The sequence below is a fragment of the Microbacterium sp. B35-30 genome (genome assembly GCF_010634855.1).
In the GTDB taxonomy this organism is placed as follows: domain Bacteria; phylum Actinomycetota; class Actinomycetes; order Actinomycetales; family Microbacteriaceae; genus Microbacterium.
Window position 1 is genome coordinate 428,856 of the sequence record NZ_MWLQ01000011.1, and the last position, 22,864, is coordinate 451,719.

The following is a 22,864-nucleotide window of genomic DNA, read 5'->3' on the forward strand; positions in this document are numbered from 1 at the left end:
ACGGTGAGAGACAATTCGGAGGATGGGCATGCCCGACGACGACCTGCCGCACGGCGCCACCGGCGACGCCGAGCTCGTGGTGCTGGCCGCGGGCGGGAGCGAGCACGCCTTCCGCACGCTTTACCGGGCTTATGTGCGCCCGGTGTACTGGATGGCGCACGGGCTGGTCGGCAACCCGGCCGACGCCGAGGAGGTCACCCAGGAGACGTTCCTCGTCGCCTGGCGAAAGCTCCCCGACCTCGAGCTCGCCGGTGACTCGCTCCTCCCGTGGCTGGCGACGATCTGCCGGTTCCAATCCGCCAACCGCGTGCGCCGGCAGCGACGCGACCGCGTGCACACCGCGGCGGCGGCCGACGAGGAGCTCCCGTCGACGGTCGACGTCGAACAGCAGGTGATCGACGAGCGGCTCGCCGACGCGATCCTGCGGGAGGTCGCCGGCCTCGGCGAACTCGATCGCGCCATCTTCCGGCTGTGCGCCACCGAGGGCTACGCCTACCAGGCCGCCGCTGACGAGCTCGGCGTCGCACACGGCGTCGTCCGCAACCGTCTCTCCCGTATCCGCACCCGGTTGCGGACCGTCGTGAAGGAGAGCACATGAACACGCAGTCCCCGGTGCCCGAGACATCGGCACCCCTGCCCGAGCTCAGCGCGCAGCGCATCGACGAGATGGAGGACGCCCTCTTCGCCGACATCGCGCGGGAGCGCACGCGTCGGTCCGCCCGGCGCACGCGCCGGGGCCGGCTGTGGATCGCGGGCGGCGCCGCCGCCGCGGTCATCGCGGTGGCCGCCGTCATCGCCCCCTCGGTCGGCTCGCTCGTCGGAACGGCGGGCGGAACGTCCGAGGAGTCCGCTGTCGCGCCCGCCGATCCGGGCGTTGACTCCGACGGCGCCCGGGACTCGGCCGCCGATCAGACGACCGAGTCCGCACCGCTGACCATCGCTCCCGATGCCGCCGCAGGAGACGAGGCGGCCGGCGGGCAGGGGGACAGCGGGCTCGCCGCGGATCGCGACATCATCACGACCGCTTCGGCCACCGTGTCCGTCGACGACGTCGGTGCAGCGACGCGTTCCATCGCCAACTCGGCCGTGGCGCACGGCGGCTACGTCGAGGCGATGACCGTCGGCAGCGACGGCACCGTCTATCCCGTCGCGCCGACCGACGGCGGCATCGTCTACGACACCATGCCCTACCCCTCGCCGACGGACGGCGCGTGGATCACCGTCCGGGTGCCCGCCGACCAGCTGCAGGACGTCGTCGAGGAGCTCGACGACGTCGGCGAGGTGACCGCGACGAACCTCTCGCGGCAGGACGTGACCGGGCAGACCATCGACCTCGAGGCACGCATCGACGCCGCGCAGGCATCCGTCGACCGTCTCACCGCACTCATGGCCCAGGCGCAGTCCGTCGCCGACCTCATCTCGGCCGAAGCGGCGCTGTCGGAACGGCAGGCCATGCTGGAGTCCTACCAGCAGCAGCTGGAGATGCTCGACGATCAGGTCGCGATGTCGACGCTGTCTGTCACGGTGGTGCCGAACATCGAGCCGGTCACCGCCGATCCTGCCGGATTCGGCGACGGCCTCGCCGCAGGCTGGAACGGGCTCATCGCGACACTCAACGGCATCGTCGTCGCGCTCGGCTTCCTTCTCCCCTGGCTCGCCGTGGCCGCCGTCGTCGCACTTATCGTGTGGGGCGTCGTACGGCTCGTGCGCGGGCGGCGCCATCGTCGAGCGGATGCCGCTCCCTCGGCCGCGACGTCCGGTGAGGAGCCGGCGCGACCTGATCCGTCGAGAACCGTCGATCCGTCCTGAAGGGTCGAATACTGTGAAGCGGTGGCGCGCAGCAGATTCCCCGGCTCGGTCTACCGCACGGGCACCGAGCCGGATCCTCGGTTCAGCCTGGCCAACGAGCGGACCTTCCTCGCGTGGAACCGCACCGCCCTCGCCCTCATCGCCGGCGGCGTGGCGCTGGAGGCGCTCGGCCTGGACCTGCAGCCGTCACTGCGGCTGGCGGCATCCGTGATCCTCATCGCCGCGGGTCTCGCCGTGCCGGTCCTCGCGTGGGTGGAGTGGGGGCGCACCGAGCGCGCCCTGCGCGCAGCGACACCGCTGCCCGGTTCTGCCACGAGCATCGCGCTGGCCGCCACCATCGTCGTGGTCGGCGTGCTCGTCCTCCTCGGCGTGATCCTGCGATGAGCGAGCGGCGGCTCTTCGACCCCGGCCTGCAACCGGAGCGCACAGAGCTCGCGTGGCGGCGCACGGCCCTCGCGATCGGCGTGGGATCCCTGCTTGCGCTGCGCGTCCTGCCGTCGCTCGCCACCGCGCCGGCCGCGCAGCAGCTCCTGCTCGCACCGGGGATCGCCGGCGTCGCTTTCGCGATCGCGCTCTGGGCGGGCGCGCGAGCGCGGCACCGTGCCGTCAACCGCGCGCTTCTCGACGACCGGCCTGCCGACCTGCCCGACGCGCGCCTGCTCATGACGCTGACGCTCTTCGTCGTGGGCTGCGGCGTGGTCTCGGCCGTGATCCTCGTCGTGGTCGCCGCCACCTGAGAGCAGTTCTCGCACGCCGCTGGCGCAGAAATGGCTCGAGGCCCCCGGATCCTGGCGGATTCGGGGGCCTCGAGCCATTTGTGACCCCAGCGGGATTCGAACCCGCGTTACCGCCGTGAGAGGGCGGCGTACTAGGCCGCTATACGATGGGGCCGCATAGCCTGTCGCCAGCAGAAGCTGCGACGTGTTGCCTGACTGGTGACCCCAGCGGGATTCGAACCCGCGTTACCGCCGTGAGAGGGCGGCGTACTAGGCCGCTATACGATGGGGCCGTTCAGGCAACCGTTCGATTATGCCACGTCGTCCATGCCCGCTCCAAATCGCCGCGGGTCATGCAGCCCGACTGCGGACGCGGCTTGCTCGTACGGCACCGGGGCGGTTGACTCGTGGACATGCGAGTCACGAAGTTCGAGCATGCGACCCTCACCATCGTCGACATGGGCAGGACGCTGATCATCGACCCTGGATCCTTCACCGCCCCGCTGGGCGAGCTCGAGGAGGTCGTGGCGATCGTGCTGACGCACGAGCACGCCGATCATTGGACCGCGGACCACCTCGATCGCATCCTCGGCCTGTTCCCGGGCACGCCGATCTTCGCCCCCGAGGGCGTGGGCAAGGCGGCCGGCGCGTATGACATCACCGTCGTCCACCCCGGCGACGTCGTCGAGGTCGACCCGTTCCGTCTCGAGTTCTTCGGCGGTCGCCACGCGGTGATCCACGAGTCCATTCCCGTGGTCGACAACGTCGGCGTCCTCGTGAACGATGACTTCTACTACCCGGGCGACTCGTACGCGGTTCCCGAGGGCCGCTCCGTGAAGCTCCTCGCCGCGCCCGTCGGCGCACCCTGGCTCAAGATCGGCGAGGCGATGGACTTCGTGCTCGCCGTCGCGCCCCGGCGCGTGTTCGCCACCCACGACATGACCCTGTCCGTCTCGGGGCGTGACATGGGCCGGGCCCGTCTCGGCTGGGCCGCCGAGCAGCACGGCGGAGAACTCGTGGTCCTGAACCCCGGGGATTCCACCGAAAGCTGAGCCCGGCGTCCGCGGAAACGCAGACGAAGGCCCCCGCGCCCGTGACTCCGACCCGCGCCAGCGGCGCCTGGAGTGGGCGTTGGGGCCTTCGTTCACGCGTTGTCGACGGCGCGAGCGCCCGGAGCGTGGAACGCAGGACTACTGCGCGTCGAGGTCGGTCTCGAGGAGCGCGACCAGTGCGTCGAGGGCCTCCTCGGCGCCGTCCCCCTCGGCCTTCAGCGTCACGACGGTCCCCTGCGAGGCGCCGAGGCCCATCAGCGACAGGATGCTGCCGGCGTTGAGATCTGCGCCACCGTCGACGGCGATGGTCACGGGGACCGACTGCGCCTGCACGGCCTGCACGAAGAGCTTCGCGGGGCGCGCGTGTAGTCCCGAGCTGCTGGCGATGGTCGCCTGACGTTCTGCCATGGTTCTCTCCTGTCTGCGTCGAACCTCTGCGGTCGACGCTTCCGATTCTGTCGGACGAGGGCGTCAGGCCGCCACGGGCACGGCCGACTCGACAGCTTCCGCCTGCTCGAGCTCCTTGCGGCCGACCCACTTCTTCAGGGCGATGACGGCGAGGGCGGAGACGACGGTGCCGGCTGCGATCGCCACCAGGAAGCCCCAGACGGGGTCGATGGCGAAGAACACGAAGATGCCGCCGTGGGGTGCGAGCGATTCGACCGCGAACGCCATGCTGAGGGCGCCGGTCACCGCGCCACCGACGAGCGAGGCCGGGATGACCCGCAGCGGATCCGCAGCAGCGAACGGGATGGCACCCTCGCTGATGAAGGCGGCGCCCAGCAGCCACGCGGCCTTGCCGTTCTCCCGTTCGACAGGCGGGAAGAGGTTGCGCGCGAGGACCGTCGATGCGAGGGCCATCGCGAGCGGCGGCACCATTCCCGCAGCCATCACCGCGGCCATGATCAAGTAGGGCGTGGTGTTCTCCGGAGATGCGGTGGCCAGCCCCGCCACCGCGAAGGCGTACGCGACCTTGTTCACGGGGCCGCCCAGGTCGAAGCACATCATCAGGCCCAGCACGATCCCCACGACGACGATCCCCGACGTGCCTGCGAGCTCGTTCAGCCAATCCGTCAGCCACACCATCAACGTCGCGATCGGACGGCCGAGGAAGAGCACCATGAGCCCGGAGGCCACGATGGAGGCCAGCAGCGGGATGATCGCGACGGGCATCAGGCCGCGCAGCCAGCGCGGAACGCGCCACGTTCCGATCCACCACGCCGTGACGCCTGCGAGCAGGCCGCCCACGATGCCGCCGATGAAGCCGGCGTTCATCGTCACCGCGATCGCGCCGGCGACGAAGCCCGGCGCGATGCCCGGCCGATCCGCGATGGCGAACGAGATGTAGCCGGCGAGGGCCGAGACGAGGAAGCCCATCGACGCGGCGCCGATGGCGAAGGCGACCGAGCCGAGATAGATGCCGAGTCCACCTTCGGGCAGGTCCCACAGCGAGTTCTGGACGATCACCGTGGTCGCATTGTCGGGGGCGGTGTAGTCATCGCCGAAGAACAGGAAGCCCAGGGCGATGAGGAGGCCGCCGCCGGCGACGAACGGGATCATGTAGCTCACACCGGTGAGCAGGATGCGCTGGATGCGGGCACCCCAGGACAGCTTCTCGGCGGGGGCGGATGCGACCGCGGCCGCCTCGCCGCCGACGCGCGTGGCCGACGGGTTCTTCGCTGCGGCCACCGCCTCGGCGATGAGCTGACCGGGCTGCTCGATGCCGCGCTTGACGCCGGAGCGGACGACGGGCTTGCCGGCGAACCGCTGCGGTTCGCGCACATCGACGTCGGTCGCGAAGATGACGGCGTCCGCCCCCTGGATGACGTCCGCGGGCAGTGCCTGGTAGCCGCTCGAGCCCTGCGGTTCGACGACGAGGTCGATCCCCGCCTTCTTGCCGGCCGCGGTCAGTGCGTCGGCCGCCATGAACGTGTGGGCGATGCCGGTCGCGCACGCCGTGACGGCGACGATGCGGGCAGGGCGGCCGTCGACGGCGAGGCCCGCCGCGGCGGCGGGCGCGGCATCCGTCGTGGCAGCCGTCGTCGACGACGCTGCCGGCGCCACCGCCGGGGCGGGAGTGCCTTCCCCGATCGCCGCCTGCACGATCGCCACCACCTCGTCGTCGGTCGTCGCCGCGCGGAGGCCCGCGGTGAAGTCCGCCTGCATGAGGCTGCGCGCGAGCTTGGAGAGCACGGCGAGGTGCGCCTCGGCGGCATCGGCGGGCGCGGCGATGAGGAAGACCAGGTCGGCGTCGCCATCAGGGGCGCCGAAGTCGACGCCCGGCTTCAGTCGCGCGAAGGCGAGCGACGGCGTCGTCACCGCTGCACTCTTGGCGTGCGGGATCGCGATGCCGCCGGGAAGCCCGGTCTCGTCCTTCTCTTCGCGCGCCCAGGCGTCGTCGAAGAGGGCCTGCGCGTCGGTTGCGCGACCCTCTGCGACCACGCGTGCGGCGAGGGAGCGGATGACCTCGGACTTGTCGGCGCCCAGGGTGGCGTCGAGGCTGACCAGGCCTGGGGTGATGGTGTCGGACACGGTGACCTCCTGCGGTCGTCGAGTGGGGTGGTGCTAGAGAAGGCGGGTGACGGTCACGTCGCCCGCGGGAACGTCTGCGGGAGTCGGCGCCTGCGTGCCGGGAAGGGATGCCGCGGCCGCCCCGTACCGGATCGCGTGGCGCAGTCGCTCCTCGGGTCCTGCTTGTCGCGTCGCGGCGAGCACGTAGCCGGCCAGCGAGCTGTCGCCCGCACCGACGGTGCTCACCACCTGGATGGGCGGCGGCCCCGCCGTCCAGGCGCCGTCGGCGGTGACGAGCACGGCTCCGCGCGCGCCGAGGGTGACCAGCGCGGCCCCGACGCGTGTCGGCACGAGCGAGCGCGCCACATCGAGGACCGCGGCGGGGTCTGTGCCCTCGAGCCGGGTGCCGGCGAGTTCTGCGAGCTCGTCGTCGTTGGGCTTGATCAGGTCGGGCGCACCTTCGGCCACGACGGCCGCGAGGGCCCGGCCCGAGGTGTCCACGGCGATGAGCGGGGCTGCGGCGCCGTGCGCGTCTCGCACGGCACGGATCACCCGGACGTAGAAATCGTCGGACACGCCGGGAGGCAGCGAGCCTGCCAGGACGAGCCAGGCCGCATGGGCGGATGCCGCCACCGTCGCATGCACGACTGCCGCGACTTCGTCGGGCGAGAGCCTGGCGCCCGGCAGGTTGAGCTTCGTCGTGACCCCCGCGGGATCCGTGATCGCCAGATTCGCGCGGACCCGGCCTCGGACGGGCACGGGACAGGTGTGGAGTGCGGGCTCGAGGAGCGCCGCATCTCGGATCAGGGGCTCGAACGGGTCACCGGCGGCGAGGGGCACCACGGCGGTGCACTCCTCCCCCGCGGCCGCGACCGCGCGGGCGACGTTGATGCCCTTGCCCCCGGCGTCCTCCCGGGCAGAGTCCGCGCCCTGCACCTCGCCGACCTGCAGCGGCGCCGGCAGCGTGAGCGTCCGGTCGAGGGACGGATGGGCGGTGAGTGTCACGATCATGCGAGCCAGACCTCCACATCGGCCGCCGCCAGCGCGTCGGCGAGTTCGGCATCGGGTGCGGCATCCGTGACGAGCACGTCGATGTCCGACAGCGAGGCGAACCCGACGAGAAGCTCGGCGCCGAGCTTCTCGGCGTCGGCGACCACGACGACTCTCCGCGCCGACGCGACGATCGCGCGTTTCACCGCCGCCTCGTCGGGGTCGGGCGTGCTGAGGCCGAAAGTCGCCGACACGCCGTTGGTGCCGACGAACGCCACGTCGGGGCGCAGGCCCGCGACCGTCCGCACCGTGTCGGCGCCGACGGCCGCGGCCGTGAGACCGCGCACCCGCCCGCCCACCAACGAGAGCGAGGCGCCGGGGACCGCCGCGAGCGCGTGACCGAGGGTGAGCGAATGGGTGACGACCTCCATGCGCCCGCGTGCGACGCGCGGCACGAGCGCCGTGGCCACGGCAGCGGTGGTCGTGCCGGCGTCGAGGAAGACCGAGCCGGTGAAGTCCGGGCCGAGCGCATCGAGCGCGCGCCGGCCGATGGCCTCTTTGGCGCGGCCGTGGTGCTCGAGGCGCTCGGCGAGCGAAGGCTCACGCGTGCTGGCACGCTCCCGCCCGACCGCGCCGCCGTGCACGCGACGCAGCGCGCCCGTGGACTCGAGGTGATCGAGGTCTCGACGGATGGTCTCGGTGGTGACGTCGAACCGCTCGGCGAGCTCGACCACGCCGACCCGCCCCTGCGCAGCCAGCAGCAACTCGATCTGCTCGTGGCGCTCCGTCGCGTACATGTGTCAACCCTCCGTTGGATTCCCACACAATACAACGTATTCCCACACAAACACAACCCCTCCTGCTTCACCCGGTATCTTCGTACGGTGCCAGTCAAGCCCGCCGCTGAGATCCTGATCGACAGTCCCCTCGTCCGCAGACTGCTGGCCGCCCAGGCCACCGACGCGATCCCGGATGCCTCGGAGCTCCCCCTCGAGAAGGTCGCCGAGGGCTGGGACAGCGAGGTGTGGCGCCTCGGTCACGCCTACGCCGTGCGCCTTCCTCGTCGCGCACTCGCCGCCCCGCTCGTGCGGCACGAGCAGGCGGTGCTGCCGGGCGTCGCCGTGCGGCTCGCCCCGACGGGCCTGCGAGTGCCCGCGCCCCTCGTGAACGGCGTCGCCGCCGCGGGCTATCCCTGGGCGTGGTCGGTCGTGCCGTGGATAGAGGGTAAGCGGGCCATGGATGAGTCACGCGCCGCACGCGGGGCATGGGCGCCGGTGCTCGCGCGCGCGCTCGACGCGCTCCACGTCGACGCGCCGGAAGAGTATCCGGTCAACCCGTTCCGCGGCGTCCCGCTCGCGACGCGCGCCGATGCCGTTGCGGAGCGCCTGCGGACCGTCCGCGATGCCGGCACGCTGGGCGCGGCATCCGTCACCGGCCTCGAGGCGGTGTGGCGGGCTGGCCTCGCGGCCGCTCCCTGGGATCATCCGCCGGTGTGGATCCATGGCGACATGCACCCCGGCAACCTCGTGACACACGAGGGCGCACTCACCGGGATCATCGACTTCGGCGACGTGACAGCCGGCGATCCGGCGTACGACCTCGCGATCGCCTGGCTCGCCTTCGACGCCCCCGGGCGCGAGCGATTCATCGCCGCCTCAGGGTCACGATACGACGCCGACATCTGGACCCGCGCCCGGGCGTGGGCTGCCGCCGTCGTGCTCATGCTGCTCGGCCACAGCGACGACAACCCGGACTACCTCGCGCTGGGACAGGATGCCGCCGCCGAGGTGATCGCGGACGCCGTGTGAGGCGATCCCCAGCTGGCGCGACGCCCGCGCGGCCGGCTCACCGGCTGCTCAGCACCTCGGTCGCCGCGATCTTGAGCACGCCGCCCTCGTCCGCGAACCGGTAAGCGGTGACCTCTTCCGCCACGCGGCCGTCGCGGAAATAGTACGTCAGCGTCGCCTGCCCGCTGTCAGGTCCGGTGGCGCGGACGTCCGCGATCGAGATGTCGGAGATCCCCGACCAGAAGGCCTCGTACCCGCCGCGGCCGCCGGCGTGATTCTCCTGGTAGTCGGCTGTCATCAAGGGCCAGGCGCTGTCGCGATTCTCCGGCATCATCGCGTAGTACCCCGAGATCGTTTCGACCACACGCTGCTCGGGCGGCACCGGCGAGGGCTCCGCTTCGGGCGGCGCGGAAGCGCCGGGCGCCGGCGCGACCACCTCGGGTGCGGGCGTCTCTCCGGCCGGACTCGTCTCCTCGACCGAGGTCGCCACCGGGGTCGGTGCGGGCGTCGGATCGGCCTCCGGCTGGACGCCCGGCCACACCAGGCTGAACAGCAGGGCGGCGCCGATCCCCACCGCGCCCAGCAGGATCAGCGCGCCGGCGATGAGGCCCCTTCGACGGCGGTGCGGAGCGCGGACGGGCTGGGCGGGAGGCGCCGCAGTCGTCCACGACGGCAACGTGCCGATCGCTCCCGCCGCCACGCCTGCGCTCGCGGCCGGCCGCAGCGGCTCCGTCTCGGCCGTGGGCGCCTCGTACCTGGTCGGCTGGTCGACGCGGACGGTCTTCCCGGTCGGCAGCCGAGCGGTCGACGAATCGGCGGGCACGAGAGGAACGCGCGGCGGCCCTGGCCGAGCGCCGGGATCCGCGGGGATCATCGGCGGCGTGGGCGCGCTGGGATCCTGCTCCTCGACCCCGGCGCCCTCGAGCGCCATCGTCGGCGGTGTGGGCGAGCCGGGATCCGGGTCCTCGACCTCCGCGTCCGCGAGCGCGACCGTCGGCGGCGTGGCGGCATCAGGCGCGATCGTCGACAGCGTGGCAGGGTCCTGCGCCACCGTCGCAGCGTCGGCCTCACCGATCGCACCGACGGTGGCCGCGTCGAATCCGAGGGCGACAAGCCCCGCCGTGACCTCTCGGTCGGCGGCGCTCTCGCGATGCAGCGAGCTCAGCGCATCGGCGACCGACGCCATGGTCGGGCGCCGCTTGGGCTGGGAGGCGAGCATCTTGCGCAGCAGCGGCGCGAGCGGGCCGGCGTGCTTCGGCGCCGCGTACCCGCCTCTCGCCACTCTGTGGAGGAGGGCGATGGGGTTCTTGTCGGTGCCGAACGGCGGCTGACCTTCGACCATCGCATAGAGGGTGGACCCGAGCGAGAAGACATCGGAGGCGAAGCTCGTCGGCAGTCCGCGCGCCACTTCGGGTGCGAGGTAGGCCGGGGTGCCGTGGACCATCCCCGTCGCGGTGAGAGACGCGTTACCCAGGGCATGCGAGATGCCGAAGTCGCTGATCAGCGCCGAGCCGTCGCCAGCGATGAGGATGTTCCCGGGCTTCACGTCGCGGTGGACGATCTTGAGGGCGTGTGCGGCGGCCAGCGCAGACGCGACCTCCGCCCCGATGTGCGCCGCCTCGGCCGGCGTGAACGGGCCGTGTTCGCGCAGGAGCTCGGAGAGCGGCGTGGACTCGATGAGCTGCATCACGATGCAGGGCTGCCCGTCGTGCTCCACCACGTCGAAGACGGTGACCGCGTGGGGATGGTGGAGGCCGGCGGTGATCCGGGCTTCGCGCATCGCCCGGTCTGTCGCGAGCTGGCGCTCGCCGTCGGTGAGCTCCGGCTGGGTGCGCAGCATCTTGAGTGCGACCGGTCGACGCAGGCGGGAGTCCCAGGCCTGCCATACGATGCCCATCCCGCCCGCACCCAGCATCTTTACGAGCCGGTAGCGGTCGGCGACGAGGGCGGTAGGAGTACTCATGGGTGTGCCGCCCCTCGAACCTCCCGTGAAGGCTACGCCGCCTGCAGCGTTGTCAGAGGGGGTTGCGCCGGGCGGCTCCTTGTGGAAGCAGCGAAGTCATCGCCGATCCGCTGCCGACATCTCGCCGAATCGCCCGTCTGTCACCGGAAGGCACCGTCGCCCGACGGCATTCGCTGCGGAGCGACCCCGGCCTGATCCGGAGCGCCGTACCGACCATGCGCCTTCAGCTGCTCACCGCGCCAGGGCAAACGAAAAACCCCCGCTGAGCGGGGGTTTTCTCGTTGGCTGGGGTACCTGGACTCGAACCAAGAACAAAGGTACCAGAAACCTCCGTGTTGCCAATTACACCATACCCCAAGGCTGTCAGCCGAAGCCGTGCCGAGGAATAAGTCTACGCGACTTCGGCGGCTCCTCCAAACCGACACGGCCTGCTGCGCATCCCGGGCGAGTCACGCGCAAGCGGCCTACCCGAGCCGGAACGCCAACAGCGCCTCGAGCCGGCGGATCGACTCCGACTTGCCGAGGAGCTCCATCGACTCGAACAGCGGCGGCGAGATGCGGCGGCCGCTCAGAGCGACACGCAGCGGGCCGTATGCGACGCGCGGCTTGAGGCCCAGCCCGCCGTCCGCGACGGGCGAGATCAGCGCGCCGGCCAGGGCATCCTGCACCGCAGCGGCGCTGAACTCGGTGTCGGGCACCCCTTCGAGGGCACCGACCGAGGCGACGACCACCTCGCTCGCGTTCGCGGGCAGCGACGCGAGGGCGTCGTCCTGGTAGGCGACGACATCGGTGAAGAGGAAGCCCACCAGGCCGGGCGCGTCGCCGAGAAGCTGCATCCGCTCCTGTACGAGGGGGGCGGATGCCGCGAGCATCGCCTCCTGCGCGGGTGTCGGGTTCTCGTCGATGACACCGGCGGCCGTGAGATACGGCACCAGGCGCTCGGCGAACTCGGCGGGCGGCAGCATCCGGATGTGGTCGCCGTTGATGGATTCGGCCTTCTTCTGGTCGAAGCGCGCGGGGTTGGGGTTCACATCGACGATGTCGAACGCGGCGACGAGCTCCTCGAGCGAGAACACGTCGCGGTCGGGAGCGATCGACCAGCCGAGGAGTGCGAGGTAGTTCAGCAGCCCCTCGTGGATGAAGCCCTTTTCGCGCTGGAGGAAGAGGTCGGCTTTCGGGTCGCGCTTCGAGAGCTTCTTGTTGCCCACTTCGCCGAGCACGAGCGGCATGTGCGCGAACCGCGGGATGAATGTCGTCACGCCCGCGTCGACGAGCGCCCGGTACAGCGCGAGCTGGCGGGCCGTGGACGGCATGAGGTCTTCGCCGCGGATGACGTGGGTGATACCCATGAGTGCGTCGTCGACGGGGTTCACGAACGGGTAGAGCGGCACTCCCCCGGCGCGCACCAGCACGAAGTCGGGGAACGACCCGGCGGGGAAGGTCACCTCGCCGCGGATGAGGTCGACGTAGGTCAAGTCCTCGTCGGGGACGCGCAGGCGCCAGGCGGGCTCGCGCCCTTCGGAGCGGAACGCCGCCTTCTGCTCGTCAGTGAGGCCGCGGTCGAAGTTGTCGTAGCCGAGCTGCTTGGCGCGGCCGTTGGCCTCGTTGCGCGCGTCGATCTCTTCGGCCGTCGAGTAGCTCTCGTACACGGCGCCGGCGGCGATGAGCCGGTCGAGCACCTCGCGATAGATGCCGTGGCGCTCCGACTGCCGGTACGGCGCGTGCGGCCCGCCGACCTCGACGCCCTCGTCCCAGTCGATCTCGAGCCACCGCAGCGCGTCGAGCAGCTGCAGGTAGCTCTCCTCGCTGTCGCGCGCGGCATCCGTGTCTTCGATGCGGAACACGAGCTTGCCGCCGTTGTGGCGCGCGTACGCCCAGTTGAACAGGACGGTGCGGATGAGTCCGACGTGCGGCAGACCCGTCGGTGACGGGCAGAACCGGACGCGGACGTCGGCGCCGGTGGCGGTCGTGGTGCGGGGATCAGGCGAAGAAGGCATCGCGTCAGAGTGTAGTTGGCGAAGCCGCGACGGTCGGCAGCCCCGGGTTGCGGGAGGCAGCCGCCTCGGGTCGGCCGCCGGACGTGGCGATCAGGCGCGCGAGCGCCTCCAGCGTCGCGCGGACCGCGGGCACGCGGTCGGCCCCGCGCGCCGTGACGGTGTGGATGCGCCGCTGCTCGCCGGCCGGCAGCGGCACGACCGCGACCCCCGGCAGCTGCGGGAACGACTCGATCGCCATCCTCGGCAGGGTCGCCACGCCGATGCCCTGCGCGACCAGGCCCTCGACGGCCACGAAGTTGTCGGTCTCGAAGGCGATGCGCGGTGCGAAGCCCGCGCGACCGCACAGCTCGAGCAGGTGACCGCGGCAGCGCGGGCACCCGGCGATCCAGTCCTCGTCGGCGAGCACTCGCACGTCGAGCGCGTCGGCGGTCGCCGCGGGGTGGCCGGCGGGCAGCACGGCGAGCAGCTCGTCGGCGCCGACGGTGTTCACCGCGAGCCCGCGGGCACTGGATCCGTGCGGGTCGTCGCGGTCCCCCGGGTAGCTGAAGGTGAGGGCGATGTCGGTGCGATCCTCACGTACCGCTTCGACCGCCTCGGGCGGCTCGGCCTCGACGTATGTGAGCGAGATCCCCGGATGCCGCTGGGCGAGGTCCGCGAGCAGGCGCGGGACGATCGTGGGCGACGCCGACGGAAAGGCCACCAGCCGGACGCGCGCGGCGCGCAGCCCTCGGAGCTCGGCGAGCTCGCCGGCCGCGGCATCCAGCGCCGTCGTCACGGCGGGGGCGTGCCGTGCGAGAATCCGGCCCGCGTCGGTGAGGCGGACGCTCCGCCCGACCCGTTCGACGATGGCCACGCCGAGGCGCTGCTCGAGGCGCTTGAGCTGCTGGCTGACCGCGGGCTGGCTGTAGCCGAGAGCGAGGGCGGCGCCGGTGATGGACCCCGCATCGGCGACGGCCTTCACGACCCGCAGTTCGCGCGCATCGAACGCGGGTTCGTCGTCCAGAACGTCGGTCACCGGCCAATCATAAGTCGCTGTTATGTGTCGCATGGGACACCTGCCGTAGACATGAGCAATCTGCGGGTTCACTCTGGATGCATGCCCGCCCTCGCCGACTCCGCCGCGCTCGCCGCCGCGCGCCGCGAGTTCGACGGTGGCCGCGACTACCTGGCCGCGTGCACGGTGGGCCTGCCCAGCCGTGCGACGCGACGCGCCGTCATCGCAGACCTGGATGCCGCTGGATCCGGCCGACCCGACCTCGCCGCATACTGCGCGGCGGTCGAGCGCTCGCGCGGACTGTTCGCGTCACTGGTCGACGTCGGCGCCGAGCGCGTCGCGATCGGCTCGCAGACCTCTGTCGCCGCGGGGCTGGTGGCATCGGCGCTGCCCCACGGGGCCGAGGTGCTCGTCCCAGACGGCGAGTTCTCGTCGATGGTGCTGCCGTTCGTGCACTCGGGCCGCGGTCTCGTGGTGCGGAGCGCTCCCCTGCGCGACCTCGCCGCACATGTCCGCCCCAGCACGGCGCTCGTCGCCTTCTCGGTCGTGCAGTCCGCCACCGGCGAGGTGGCGGATGCCGCGGCTATCGTGGCCGCCGCCGCGCAGCACGGTGCGCTCACCCTGTGCGACGCGACCCAGGCCGTCGGCTGGCTCCCGGTCGAGGCATCCGACTTCGATGCCGTCGTGTGTCACGCCTACAAGTGGCTCTGCGCGCCGCGGGGCGTGTCGTTCCTGACCGTCTCGGACAGGCTCGCCGCGCGCATGACCCCGCTCAACGCCGGGTGGTACGCCGGCGACGACCCTTGGGCGTCGTGCTACGGCCGCGAGGTCGAGCTTGCCCCCGACGCGCGCCGGTTCGATGTGTCGCCCGCCTGGCAGGCGTTCGTCGGTGCCGCACCGGCGCTCGAGCTGTTCGCGGCGCTCGACCCGTTCGAGCTGCACGCCCACTCCACGGGTCTCGCGGCCGCGTTCCGCGCCGGGCTGGGCATCGCCGAGCCCGAGCGCGCGTCGGCGATCGTCACGTGGGACGACCTGGACGGCAGCCGGCTCGCACGGCTCACCAGCGCGGGGATCAGGGCGTCCGGACGGTCGGGGCGGGCGCGCGTCGCATTCCACGTCTTCAACGACGAGGACGACGTCGACCTCGCGCTCGCAGCGCTCGGACACTGACGCCGACGACTCCGCAGACTGCGTAGAATTCCCCCGCGGGTCAGCCGGGGCCCGCGCTCCCACGGAGGCCGCGATGACCGCCCACCCCGACCGCACGGTGCTGCGCGGTGGAACGGTGATCGACGGAACGGGCGCACCGAGGTACGACGCCGATGTCGTGATCGTCGGTGACCGGCTCGGTCACATCGGCGAGGTCGATCCTCGAGCAGACGACCACACCGTCGACTGTCGCGGCCGCCTCGTGATGCCCGGCTTCATCGACGCCCACGCGCACGCCGACGGCGCCGTGTTCCAGAGCGAGGTACAGCTCGCGCTGCTGCGCCAGGGCGTCACGACGGTCGTGGGCGGCCAGGACGGCGTCTCGTACGCACCCGGCTCCGGGAAGTGGGCGACCCGCTACTTCGCGGCGATCAACGGCCCGCATCCGAACTACGCCGGCGGCGGCGTCGCCGAGCTGCTGCACTCGTACGACGCCACCACGCCTGTCAACGTCGGCTACCTCGTCCCCGCAGGGACGGTGCGGCACGAGGTGATGGGAATGGACCGCGGACGAGCGGATGCCGCGCAGCTCACCCGCATGCAGCTGCTCGTGGCAGAGGGGCTCGCCGCCGGGGCGCTCGGGCTGTCGAGCGGACTGGACTACGTCCCCGGGATCTTCGCCGACACCGCCGAGCTCGCCGGGCTCTGCGCCCCGGTGGCCGCAGCGGGCGCCCTGTATGTCACGCACATGCGGGGCGGCTACGAGACGAACACGGCGGCCGGCCTCCGCGAAGTCGTCGCGATCTGCGCTCCGGGCGAGGCGCACGACGGCGTACGCGGCCACGTTTCTCACCTGCACGTGGATGCCGCCGACGCCGAGCGGCTTCTCGCCGAGGCCGCGGCATCCGGAGCCGACCTCTCGTTCGACATGTACCCGTACACACGCGGCTGCACGCTGGTGTCGATGGCGGTGCTCCCGCCGGAGTACAGCGCCCTCGACCTCGACGACGCCATCGCCCGACTGTCGGACCCGGTGCAGCGCGCGCAGCTGCGGGAGGAGTGGTTTCCCGCCGTCGCGCACAAGCCCAGCCTCGGGCCCGACTGGCCGACGATGATCCGCGTCGCCCACACCCCCGCCGAGGATTGGGCGTGGGCGGCCGGCCTCACACTGGCGGAGATCGCTGCTCGGCGCGCCAGCTCCGTCGAGGACGCGACGCTGGACCTCCTGATCGCGGGGCGCCTCGAGGTCAGCGCGGTGATGGCGGTCCGCGAGGAGCGGTCCGTCGAGAATCTCGCGCGACTGTTCGCGCATCCCGCGCACACCGGGGGCTCGGACGGCATCTTCGTCGGCGCCGTCCCCCACCCCCGCGCGTGGGGCGCCTTCGCCCGCTTCCTCGGCACGTACGTCGGCCGGTCCTTCTCGTGGGAGGACGCGGCCGTTCACCTCTCGGCGCGCACCGCCGAGCGGTTCGGACTGCATGAGCGCGGCATCCTGCGCCCCGGTAACGTGGCCGACATCGCCGTCGTCGATCCCTCGACGGCCGCGGATGCCGCAACGTACGACGCGCCACGGCGGCCGGCCCACGGTATCGACGACGTGTTCGTCAACGGCCGGCAGGTGCTGCGCAGCGGCGAGCTCACGGGCACCCGCGCCGGCCGTGGCCTGCGCCGCTCCCCCGCTCCGCCGTCACGAACCTCCGCTGCGGCCGCCGACCCGCGACAGGCGGACAGTCAGAACCCGACGAAAGGAACCCCATGACCAAGCACGCCGTGCTCATCGAGAACGCCCCCCGACCTGCCGGGCCCTACAGCCACGGCGTGGCGGCTGCGGGCCTGCTGTTCACGGCCGGCTTCGGCCCGCAGGATCCGGCAACCGGAGAGGTCGTGGCCGGCGGCGTCTACGAGCAGACGCAGCAGGTGCTGCGCAACGTCGGCAGCGTGCTCGCCGCCAAGGGCGCCTCGTTCGACGACGTCGTGAAGGTCACCGCACACCTGCAGCACCTCAAGCGCGACTTCGCCGAGTACAACCGCGCCTACGCCGAGTTCTTCCGCGAGCCCTACCCCGTGCGCACCACCGTCGGCTCGGACCTGTACGACATCCTCGTCGAGATCGACGTCGTCGCGGTCCTGCCCGCCGAATGACTGCCGCCGCGCACCGGGGTTCGGCGAGCCGCCTGCTCGGGGCAGGCGACAAGGGGCTCCCCGCCGACGCCGCGGGCCTCACCGTCGCCGAGTTCCTGGCCCGAAAACCCTCTCTGACCGACCTCTGGACCCCTCTCCTCGTGATCGACGACGGCGCGCTCGATGACAACATCGCCTTCCTCGCCGGGTGGGTGGCCGAGCGCGGACTCGAGTTGATGCCGCACGGCAAGACCACGATGGCGCCGCAGCTGTGGTGGCGGCAGCTCGACGCGGGCGCGACGGGCATCACGGTGGCGACGCCGTCGCAGCTGCGCGTGGCCGTGGATGCCGGCATCCCCGCCGTCATGCTCGCCAACCAGCTGGTGCAGCCGGACGCCATCCGCTGGACCGCGGCGGCCGTGGCGGCGGGCACCCGCGTGTGGAGCTGGGTCGACGACGTCGCGGGCATCGACGCCATCGAGCACGCGCTGGGCGACTCGGCGGCGCAGCCGCTCGAGGTGCTGGTCGACGTCGGGCGCCCGGGCGGCCGTACCGGCGCCCGCTCGCTGGAGGCGGCGGTCGCCGTCGCGCGGCGTGCCGCTGCGTCGCCCGCCGTCCGGCTCGCGGGTGTGACCGGCTACGAGGGCGCCGTCGCCCACGGCCGCGACGCCGAGGCACTGGCGTCCGCGCGCGCCTACGTCGACGAGCTTCTCGCCGTCCACCAGGCGCTGACACCGCTGTACGACGGCCGCGACGTGCTGGTGTCGGCCGGTGGCAGCGCGTACCCCGACGTCGTCGGCGCCGCGTTCGCCGCGGCTGGGCCCACGCGCCGAGAGGCTCCGCGCAACGCGCCAGCGGTGCGTGGAGTAGGCGTGGGGACCGTCGGCGGCGACCGCACGCGGTTCGTGCTGCGGTCCGGTGCGTACCTCGTGCACGACCACGGCTACTACCGGCAGAACTCGCCGTTCGACGGTGCAGGGCTGCGCCCCGCGGCGCGGGGGCTTGCCCGGGTGGTGTCGCGCCTCGATGCGAGCACCGCGATCGTCGATGCGGGCAAGCGCGACTTCCCGTTCGATGAGGGGCTGCCCGAGCCCCTGTACGCGATCGGCGCCGCGGGCGAGCGGATGCCGCTTCCCGGCGGGGTGACGACGAAGCTCAGCGATCAGCACGGCTTCGTGCGCATCGCGGGCGACTCACCGCTTGGGGTAGGCGACCTCGTCGTGTTCGGACTCTCCCACCCGTGCACGATGTTCGACAAGTGGCGCCTGGTGCCCGTCGTGGACACGCTGGACGACCCGCTGAACGCGATCGTCACCGACCTCGTCGAGACGCGGTTCTGAGCCTCAGCCCGGCTGACCGGCGGTGCGGGCGCGGGAGGCGCGCCAGCCGAGCGGGGCGAGCAGCACCGAGGCGGCGACGAGCACCAGCACGACCAGGGCGAGACCGCCGTAGCCGATCCAGCCGAGCACGGCGCCGGCGGCGATCGCGCCGAGACCACCCACGATGCTCATCGTGAAGTCGCTGAAGCCCTGGCGTCGCGTGCGCAGCTCTTCGGAGGACGACTCGGTGAGCAGCGTCGAGCCCGCCACCGTCGACGCGCTCCATCCCAGGCCCAGCAGCACGAGCGCGACGGTCACCGCCGTCGTCGACGTCTGGCCGAACGAGGCGGTGAGCAGCGCCGCGACGAGGAGCACCTGACCGACCAGGATCGTCGGCACACGCCCGACCTTGTCGGAGAGGATGCCGAAGACCGGCGAGAGCATGTACATGCCGGCGATGTGCAGACTGATCGTCAAGCCGATGATCGACAGGGTGGCAGCCTCGGACGCCCCGTGGGTCAGATGCGCCAGATGCACGGGCGTCATCGCCATCACCGACACCATCGTGCCGTGGGCGGCGGCCACGGCGAAGATCGCGTACCGAGCCGCGACCGGGCGATCGGCCTTCGCGATCACGCGGCTGCCTGACCGCGCCGAGGCGACCACCCGCTGCGCCAGAAGCAGCGGGTCGGGTCGCATCGCCACGAGGTACAGCACGATCGCGAGCCCCTGCGCGACGAGGGTGAACAGATAGGCCCCGGTCAGCGGGGGCATGCCGATCGCACCGCCGAGCACCTCGCCGGGCCCGGTGAGATTCGGTCCGAGAACGGCGCCCACCGTGGTCGCCCACACGACGATCGAGAGATCGCGGCCGCGCGAGGCATCCGTCGCCAGATCCGCCGCGGCGAAGCGCGACTGCAGATTGGCCGCCTGGCCCGCCCCGATGATGAAGAAGCCGACGAGCAGCAGCGGGAACGCGGCCAGGGCGACAGCGACGATCACCAGTCCGACGCCGACGAGGGCGACCGCCATTCCGGTGGTGAGCGACAGTCGTCGGCCATGCCGGCGCGCGATCGCCGCCAGTGGCACCGCCGTCAGCGCGGTGCCGAAGGTCACGGCGGCCGCGGCGAGTCCCGAGAAGGCGTCCTCCCCCGAGATGTCTGCCGCGAGCACCGCACCGAGCGACAGCGTCGCACCGAAGGCAAGCCCGCCGAGTACCTGGCCGAGCGAGAGCACCCAGACGGTGCGCCGCTGAACCGCGGCCACCTCTTCGGCGGTGGTACCGCTGTCGGTCCTCACACCGACGGCGTCGGCGTGAGGTGCGCTGCCATCCTCGTCAGGCGCCACGGGCCCTGTCACGCATCTCGAGCCCTGTCACGCATCACGGGCGGTGTTGCGCAGGATGCCGAGGCCGGTGATCTCGACCTCGACCGTGTCGCCCGCGACGATCTGACCGACGCCTGCCGGGGTGCCGGTGAGGATCACGTCGCCGGGCAGCAGCGTGAAGGCCGCGGATGCGTAGGCGATCACGTCGGCAAGCGAGAAGATCATGTCGCTGATCGGTCCCTGCTGGCGGACTTCGCCGTTCAGCCGCGTCGTGATGACGGCGGGACCGGCGACGTCGAAGTCCGTCTCGATGGCGGGGCCGAGGGGGCAGGACGTGTCGAAGCCCTTCGCGCGCGCCCACTGGCCGTCGGACTTCTGCCAGTCGCGGGCGGTCAGGTCGTTGGCGATCGTGTAGCCGAAGACGTAGTCGAGCGCGTCAGCGGCCGGCACGTTCTTCGCGATGCGGCCGATGACGGCGGCGAGCTCGCCCTCGAAGCTGATGAAGTCCGAGCCCTTCGGCAGCACGACGGCGTCGCCCGGGCCGACCACGGTGGTGTTGGGCTTGAAGAACAGCATCGGCGCGGTGGGAACGTCGTTGCCGAGCTCTGCGGCATGGTCGCGGTAGTTGCGGCCGACGCAGACGAGCTTCGAGCGCGGGATGACCGGGGCGAGCAGCGCGACATCGGCGAGCGGCACGCGCTCCCCGGTCGTGTCGTACCCGGCGAACATCGGGTCGCCGGCGAGGACGACGAGTTCTCCCTCGTCGACGATTCCGAACTTGATGGCGTCGTTGTGGCTGAAGCGCGCGATCCTCACCGGATCAGCCTAGCCATCCCGCCCGACACCACCAGGCCCGACACGGACAGCCCCGGGCCCGCGCAGCGCGCCGGGCCCGGGGCTTCCGGAAAACGACGGATCAGCCGTCGAGACGCACCAGCCAGCCGTGGCGATCGGCCACACGCCCGTACTGGATGCCGGTGAGCTCCTCGCGCAGCGACAGCGCCAGCTCGGACGCCGCGTCGCCCTCGTGCACGATCTCGTAGTCATCGGCGACGAGCTTGCCGATCGGCACGATGACCGCCGCCGTGCCGCACGCGAACGCGCCGACGATGGAGCCGGATGCCGCGCCCTCGCGCCACTCGTCGATCGAGACCTTGCGCTGCTCGACGACGAGCCCGCGGTCCTGCGCGAGCTGCAGCACCGAGGCGAGCGTGATGCCCTCGAGGATCGACTCGGACTGGGGCGTGATCAGCCGCCCGTCGTTCGTGACGAGCACGAGGTTCATGCCTCCGAGCTCCTCGATGTAACCGTCGTCGAGGAAGAGCACCTGCTGGCAGCCCTTCTCGTACGCCTCGGCCTGCGGCAGCAGGCTGGACGCGTAGTTGCCGCCGGTCTTCGCCGCGCCGGTGCCACCGCGGCCCGCGCGCGCGTAGCGCGTCGACAGTGCGATGTTGACGGGCTGGACGCCGCCCGGGAAGTACGCGGCGGCCGGGCTCGCGATGAGGTAGTAGCCGACCTTCTTCGCGGCCCGGACGCCGAGGAAGGCCTCTTTCGCGAACATGAAGGGGCGCAGGTACAGGCTCGTCTCACCGGCGGTCGGCACCCACGCGCCGTCGACCGCGATCAGCTCGCGGAGCGACTCGAGGAAGTACTCGGTGGGCAGCTCCGGCAGCGCCAGCCGCTGTGCCGAGCGCTGCAGGCGGGCCGCGTTGCGATCGGGGCGGAAGGTCCAGATGGACCCGTCGGCGTGACGGTAGGCCTTGAGGCCCTCGAAGATCTCCTGCGAGTAGTGCAGCACGGCCGCCGCCGGGTCCAGCGGGATCGGGCCGTAGGGCTGGACGCGGGGGCGGTGCCATCCGCCCTTCTCGGACCAGCAGATGTCGACCATGTGGTCGGTGAAGTGCTGCCCGAAGCCCGGGTCGGCGAGGATCGCCTCGCGCGCGGCATCCGGAGTCGCGTCGGTGTTCCGCGTGACGTTCCAGACGAGGCCTGCGGCCGAGGGCGCCTGGAGGGGAAGGTCGATGGTCATGGGTGGAATCCTCTGTCGGTAGGACGACGTGATCTCAGATTACGCCTGGAGCCGGGCGACGATCGCGTCGCCGATCTGCGTCGTCGTGCGGGTCGCGCCCGCGTCGGAGCCGCGTGCGGCCAGATCCTCCTCGACCGCGGTCGTGACGCGGCGGGACTCGTCCTGGAGCCCGAGATGATCGAGCAGCAGTGAGACGGAGAGGATCGCGGCCGTGGGATCGGCCTTCTGCTGGCCCGCGATGTCGGGCGCCGATCCGTGCACGGGCTCGAACATCGAAGGGAACGCGCCGTCGGGATTGATGTTGCCCGAGGCGGCGAGGCCGATGCCACCGGTGACGGCGCCGGCCAAGTCGGTGAGGATGTCGCCGAAGAGGTTGTCGGTGACGATCACGTCGAAGCGGCTCGGGTTCGTGACCAGGTAGATGGTGGCCGCGTCGACGTGCACATAGTCTACGGTCACGTCGGGGTGCTCGAGCGCGACCTCGTCGACGAGGCGCTTCCAGATGCCACCGGCATGGACGAGCACGTTAGTCTTGTGCACGAGCGTGAGCTTCTTGCCACGACGCTCGGCCAGATCGAACGCGTAGCGCACGACCCGTTCGACCCCGAACGCGGTGTTCACGGATGTCTCGTTGGCGACCTCGTGCGGCGTTCCCGTGCGGATCGACCCGCCGTTGCCGACGTACGGCCCTTCGGTTCCCTCCCGGACCACTACGAAGTCGATGTCACCGGGCTCGGCGAGCGGGCCGGGCACGCCCGAGTACAGCTTCGACGGCCGCAGGTTGACGTAGTGGTCGAGCTCGAACCGCAGCTTCAGCAGCATTCCGCGCTCGATGTTGGCGTTCTTGAGGCGCGGATCGCCGGGGACACCGCCGACCGCACCGAGCAGGATCGCGTCGTGGTCCTTGATCGCGGCGAGGTCGTCGCCGGTCAGCGTGTCGCCGGTGTCGAGGAAACGGCCGGCGCCCAGCGAGAAGCGCGTCTTCTCGAAGCGGATGCCGCTGCCCGCAACCGCGGCATCCATCACCTTCTCCGCCTCGGCGATGACCTCCGGACCGATGCCGTCACCCGGGATGACGGCCAGCTTCACGACGCGCGACAT

Annotated in this window: 21 protein-coding genes and 3 tRNA genes; 10 read left to right on the top strand and 14 right to left on the bottom strand. The window is 71.7% G+C overall.

Annotated elements, in window-relative coordinates; translation table 11 throughout:
- Positions 1-28 precede the first annotated feature (28 nt).
- From B2K11_RS06335 to B2K11_RS06350, 4 genes are read left to right on the top strand one after another with little or no spacing between them, the layout of a single operon-like run.
- A complete protein-coding gene (locus B2K11_RS06335) occupies positions 29-598 on the top strand; it encodes a sigma-70 family RNA polymerase sigma factor (RefSeq protein ID WP_163617381.1) in 570 nt (189 codons plus the stop codon).
- Entirely contained in the window at positions 595-1,809 is a 1,215-nt protein-coding gene (locus B2K11_RS06340; protein WP_163617382.1) for a DUF4349 domain-containing protein, read from the top strand. Before B2K11_RS06335 ends, B2K11_RS06340 begins: the two co-directional genes overlap by 4 nt.
- A gap of 21 nt (positions 1,810-1,830) precedes the next feature.
- Positions 1,831-2,193: a DUF202 domain-containing protein gene (locus B2K11_RS06345; protein WP_163617383.1), complete on the top strand. Its 363-nt coding sequence runs from the start codon at positions 1,831-1,833 to the stop codon at positions 2,191-2,193.
- Positions 2,190-2,546 carry a DUF202 domain-containing protein gene (locus B2K11_RS06350; RefSeq protein WP_163617384.1) on the top strand — a complete coding sequence of 119 codons (357 nt, stop codon included), beginning with the start codon at positions 2,190-2,192 and terminating at the stop codon, positions 2,544-2,546. The genes B2K11_RS06345 and B2K11_RS06350 overlap by 4 nt, the downstream gene beginning before the upstream one ends.
- 81 nt (positions 2,547-2,627) lie before the next feature.
- Here the strand turns inward: B2K11_RS06350 and B2K11_RS06355 are convergent.
- Together B2K11_RS06355 and B2K11_RS06360 are read right to left on the bottom strand one after the other, a co-directional pair.
- Positions 2,628-2,700, bottom strand: a tRNA-Glu gene (locus B2K11_RS06355).
- 42 nt (positions 2,701-2,742) lie between these two features.
- Positions 2,743-2,818: transfer RNA gene (locus tag B2K11_RS06360), tRNA-Glu, on the bottom strand.
- Positions 2,819-2,938: 120 nt separating this feature from the next.
- Between B2K11_RS06360 and B2K11_RS06365 the strand changes: the two genes are divergently transcribed.
- Positions 2,939-3,577, top strand: coding sequence for an MBL fold metallo-hydrolase (locus B2K11_RS06365; protein WP_163617385.1), 639 nt, complete (start codon positions 2,939-2,941; stop codon positions 3,575-3,577).
- Between the two features lie 138 nt (positions 3,578-3,715).
- On the opposite strand, the gene B2K11_RS06370 is transcribed toward B2K11_RS06365, so the two are convergent.
- The 4 genes from B2K11_RS06370 to B2K11_RS06385 all read right to left on the bottom strand — a co-directional run bounded on the left by B2K11_RS06370 (position 3,716) and on the right by B2K11_RS06385 (position 7,875).
- Positions 3,716-3,985 carry an HPr family phosphocarrier protein gene (locus B2K11_RS06370; RefSeq protein WP_163617386.1) on the bottom strand — a complete coding sequence of 90 codons (270 nt, stop codon included), beginning with the start codon at positions 3,983-3,985 and terminating at the stop codon, positions 3,716-3,718.
- 63 nt (positions 3,986-4,048) lie between these two features.
- Positions 4,049-6,109 (bottom strand): fructose-specific PTS transporter subunit EIIC, encoded by a 2,061-nt coding sequence (locus B2K11_RS06375; RefSeq protein WP_163617387.1) that lies wholly within the window; start codon positions 6,107-6,109, stop codon positions 4,049-4,051.
- Between the two features lie 33 nt (positions 6,110-6,142).
- Positions 6,143-7,099 (bottom strand): 1-phosphofructokinase family hexose kinase, encoded by a 957-nt coding sequence (locus B2K11_RS06380; protein WP_163617388.1) that lies wholly within the window; start codon positions 7,097-7,099, stop codon positions 6,143-6,145.
- Positions 7,096-7,875, bottom strand: coding sequence for a DeoR/GlpR family DNA-binding transcription regulator (locus B2K11_RS06385; RefSeq protein ID WP_163617389.1), 780 nt, complete (start codon positions 7,873-7,875; stop codon positions 7,096-7,098). The genes B2K11_RS06380 and B2K11_RS06385 overlap by 4 nt, the downstream gene beginning before the upstream one ends.
- A gap of 87 nt (positions 7,876-7,962) precedes the next feature.
- On the opposite strand from B2K11_RS06385, the gene B2K11_RS06390 reads away from it, so the two are divergent.
- Positions 7,963-8,886, top strand: coding sequence for an aminoglycoside phosphotransferase family protein (locus B2K11_RS06390; RefSeq protein WP_163617390.1), 924 nt, complete (start codon positions 7,963-7,965; stop codon positions 8,884-8,886).
- Between the two features lie 37 nt (positions 8,887-8,923).
- Here B2K11_RS06390 and B2K11_RS06395 read toward each other — a convergent pair whose 3' ends face one another.
- The 4 genes from B2K11_RS06395 to B2K11_RS06410 all read right to left on the bottom strand — a co-directional run bounded on the left by B2K11_RS06395 (position 8,924) and on the right by B2K11_RS06410 (position 13,873).
- Positions 8,924-10,828: a serine/threonine-protein kinase gene (locus B2K11_RS06395; RefSeq protein ID WP_163617391.1), complete on the bottom strand. Its 1,905-nt coding sequence runs from the start codon at positions 10,826-10,828 to the stop codon at positions 8,924-8,926.
- A 282-nt stretch (positions 10,829-11,110) separates the two neighbouring features.
- A tRNA-Gln gene (locus B2K11_RS06400) sits at positions 11,111-11,185 on the bottom strand.
- A gap of 107 nt (positions 11,186-11,292) precedes the next feature.
- Positions 11,293-12,825, bottom strand: a complete 1,533-nt coding sequence (gene gltX, locus B2K11_RS06405) for a glutamate--tRNA ligase (protein WP_163617392.1) — start codon at positions 12,823-12,825, stop codon at positions 11,293-11,295.
- 4 nt (positions 12,826-12,829) lie between these two features.
- Positions 12,830-13,873, bottom strand: coding sequence for a LysR family transcriptional regulator (locus tag B2K11_RS06410; protein WP_239525775.1), 1,044 nt, complete (start codon positions 13,871-13,873; stop codon positions 12,830-12,832).
- Positions 13,874-13,921: 48 nt separating this feature from the next.
- Between B2K11_RS06410 and B2K11_RS06415 the strand changes: the two genes are divergently transcribed.
- From B2K11_RS06415 to B2K11_RS06430, 4 genes are all read left to right on the top strand, one after another.
- Complete coding sequence (locus B2K11_RS06415; RefSeq protein WP_163617393.1) at positions 13,922-14,989, top strand: aminotransferase class V-fold PLP-dependent enzyme; 1,068 nt, start codon at positions 13,922-13,924, stop codon at positions 14,987-14,989.
- Between the two features lie 73 nt (positions 14,990-15,062).
- On the top strand, positions 15,063-16,727 hold the full coding sequence (locus tag B2K11_RS06420) for an amidohydrolase family protein (RefSeq protein WP_163617394.1): 1,665 nt from the start codon (positions 15,063-15,065) through the stop codon (positions 16,725-16,727).
- The gene (locus B2K11_RS06425) at positions 16,724-17,110 is read left to right on the top strand and encodes a Rid family hydrolase (RefSeq protein ID WP_163617395.1); all 387 of its coding nucleotides are present in this window, start codon (positions 16,724-16,726) and stop codon (positions 17,108-17,110) included. The genes B2K11_RS06420 and B2K11_RS06425 overlap by 4 nt, the downstream gene beginning before the upstream one ends.
- On the top strand, positions 17,107-18,429 hold the full coding sequence (locus B2K11_RS06430; protein WP_163617396.1) for an alanine racemase: 1,323 nt from the start codon (positions 17,107-17,109) through the stop codon (positions 18,427-18,429). Before B2K11_RS06425 ends, B2K11_RS06430 begins: the two co-directional genes overlap by 4 nt.
- 3 nt (positions 18,430-18,432) lie before the next feature.
- Here B2K11_RS06430 and B2K11_RS06435 read toward each other — a convergent pair whose 3' ends face one another.
- From B2K11_RS06435 to B2K11_RS06450, 4 genes are all read right to left on the bottom strand, one after another.
- Positions 18,433-19,707, bottom strand: coding sequence for an MFS transporter (locus B2K11_RS06435; RefSeq protein ID WP_163617397.1), 1,275 nt, complete (start codon positions 19,705-19,707; stop codon positions 18,433-18,435).
- A 75-nt stretch (positions 19,708-19,782) separates the two neighbouring features.
- Positions 19,783-20,550: a fumarylacetoacetate hydrolase family protein gene (locus B2K11_RS06440; RefSeq protein ID WP_163617398.1), complete on the bottom strand. Its 768-nt coding sequence runs from the start codon at positions 20,548-20,550 to the stop codon at positions 19,783-19,785.
- Between the two features lie 100 nt (positions 20,551-20,650).
- Positions 20,651-21,763: a branched-chain amino acid aminotransferase gene (locus tag B2K11_RS06445; RefSeq protein ID WP_163617399.1), complete on the bottom strand. Its 1,113-nt coding sequence runs from the start codon at positions 21,761-21,763 to the stop codon at positions 20,651-20,653.
- Positions 21,764-21,802: 39 nt separating this feature from the next.
- The gene (locus B2K11_RS06450; RefSeq protein WP_163617400.1) at positions 21,803-22,864 is read right to left on the bottom strand and encodes a 3-isopropylmalate dehydrogenase; all 1,062 of its coding nucleotides are present in this window, start codon (positions 22,862-22,864) and stop codon (positions 21,803-21,805) included.

Excerpts from the sequence above, each read along its gene's own strand:
- gltX (WP_163617392.1), bottom strand. The coding sequence starts at position 12,825 with ATGCCTTCTTCGCCTGATCCCCGCACCACGACCGCCACCGGCGCCGAC.
- B2K11_RS06370 (WP_163617386.1), bottom strand. The coding sequence starts at position 3,985 with ATGGCAGAACGTCAGGCGACCATCGCCAGCAGCTCGGGACTACACGCG.
- B2K11_RS06415 (WP_163617393.1), top strand. The coding sequence starts at position 13,922 with ATGCCCGCCCTCGCCGACTCCGCCGCGCTCGCCGCCGCGCGCCGCGAG.
- B2K11_RS06350 (WP_163617384.1), top strand. The coding sequence starts at position 2,190 with ATGAGCGAGCGGCGGCTCTTCGACCCCGGCCTGCAACCGGAGCGCACA.
- B2K11_RS06340 (WP_163617382.1), top strand. The coding sequence starts at position 595 with ATGAACACGCAGTCCCCGGTGCCCGAGACATCGGCACCCCTGCCCGAG.
- B2K11_RS06380 (WP_163617388.1), bottom strand. The coding sequence starts at position 7,099 with ATGATCGTGACACTCACCGCCCATCCGTCCCTCGACCGGACGCTCACG.
- B2K11_RS06430 (WP_163617396.1), top strand. The coding sequence starts at position 17,107 with ATGACTGCCGCCGCGCACCGGGGTTCGGCGAGCCGCCTGCTCGGGGCA.
- B2K11_RS06395 (WP_163617391.1), bottom strand. The coding sequence starts at position 10,828 with ATGAGTACTCCTACCGCCCTCGTCGCCGACCGCTACCGGCTCGTAAAG.
- B2K11_RS06445 (WP_163617399.1), bottom strand. The coding sequence starts at position 21,763 with ATGACCATCGACCTTCCCCTCCAGGCGCCCTCGGCCGCAGGCCTCGTC.
- B2K11_RS06450 (WP_163617400.1), bottom strand. The coding sequence starts at position 22,864 with ATGTCGCGCGTCGTGAAGCTGGCCGTCATCCCGGGTGACGGCATCGGT.
- B2K11_RS06425 (WP_163617395.1), top strand. The coding sequence starts at position 16,724 with ATGACCAAGCACGCCGTGCTCATCGAGAACGCCCCCCGACCTGCCGGG.
- B2K11_RS06410 (WP_239525775.1), bottom strand. The coding sequence starts at position 13,873 with ATGCGACACATAACAGCGACTTATGATTGGCCGGTGACCGACGTTCTG.
- B2K11_RS06420 (WP_163617394.1), top strand. The coding sequence starts at position 15,063 with ATGACCGCCCACCCCGACCGCACGGTGCTGCGCGGTGGAACGGTGATC.
- B2K11_RS06365 (WP_163617385.1), top strand. The coding sequence starts at position 2,939 with ATGCGAGTCACGAAGTTCGAGCATGCGACCCTCACCATCGTCGACATG.
- B2K11_RS06335 (WP_163617381.1), top strand. The coding sequence starts at position 29 with ATGCCCGACGACGACCTGCCGCACGGCGCCACCGGCGACGCCGAGCTC.
- B2K11_RS06385 (WP_163617389.1), bottom strand. The coding sequence starts at position 7,875 with ATGTACGCGACGGAGCGCCACGAGCAGATCGAGTTGCTGCTGGCTGCG.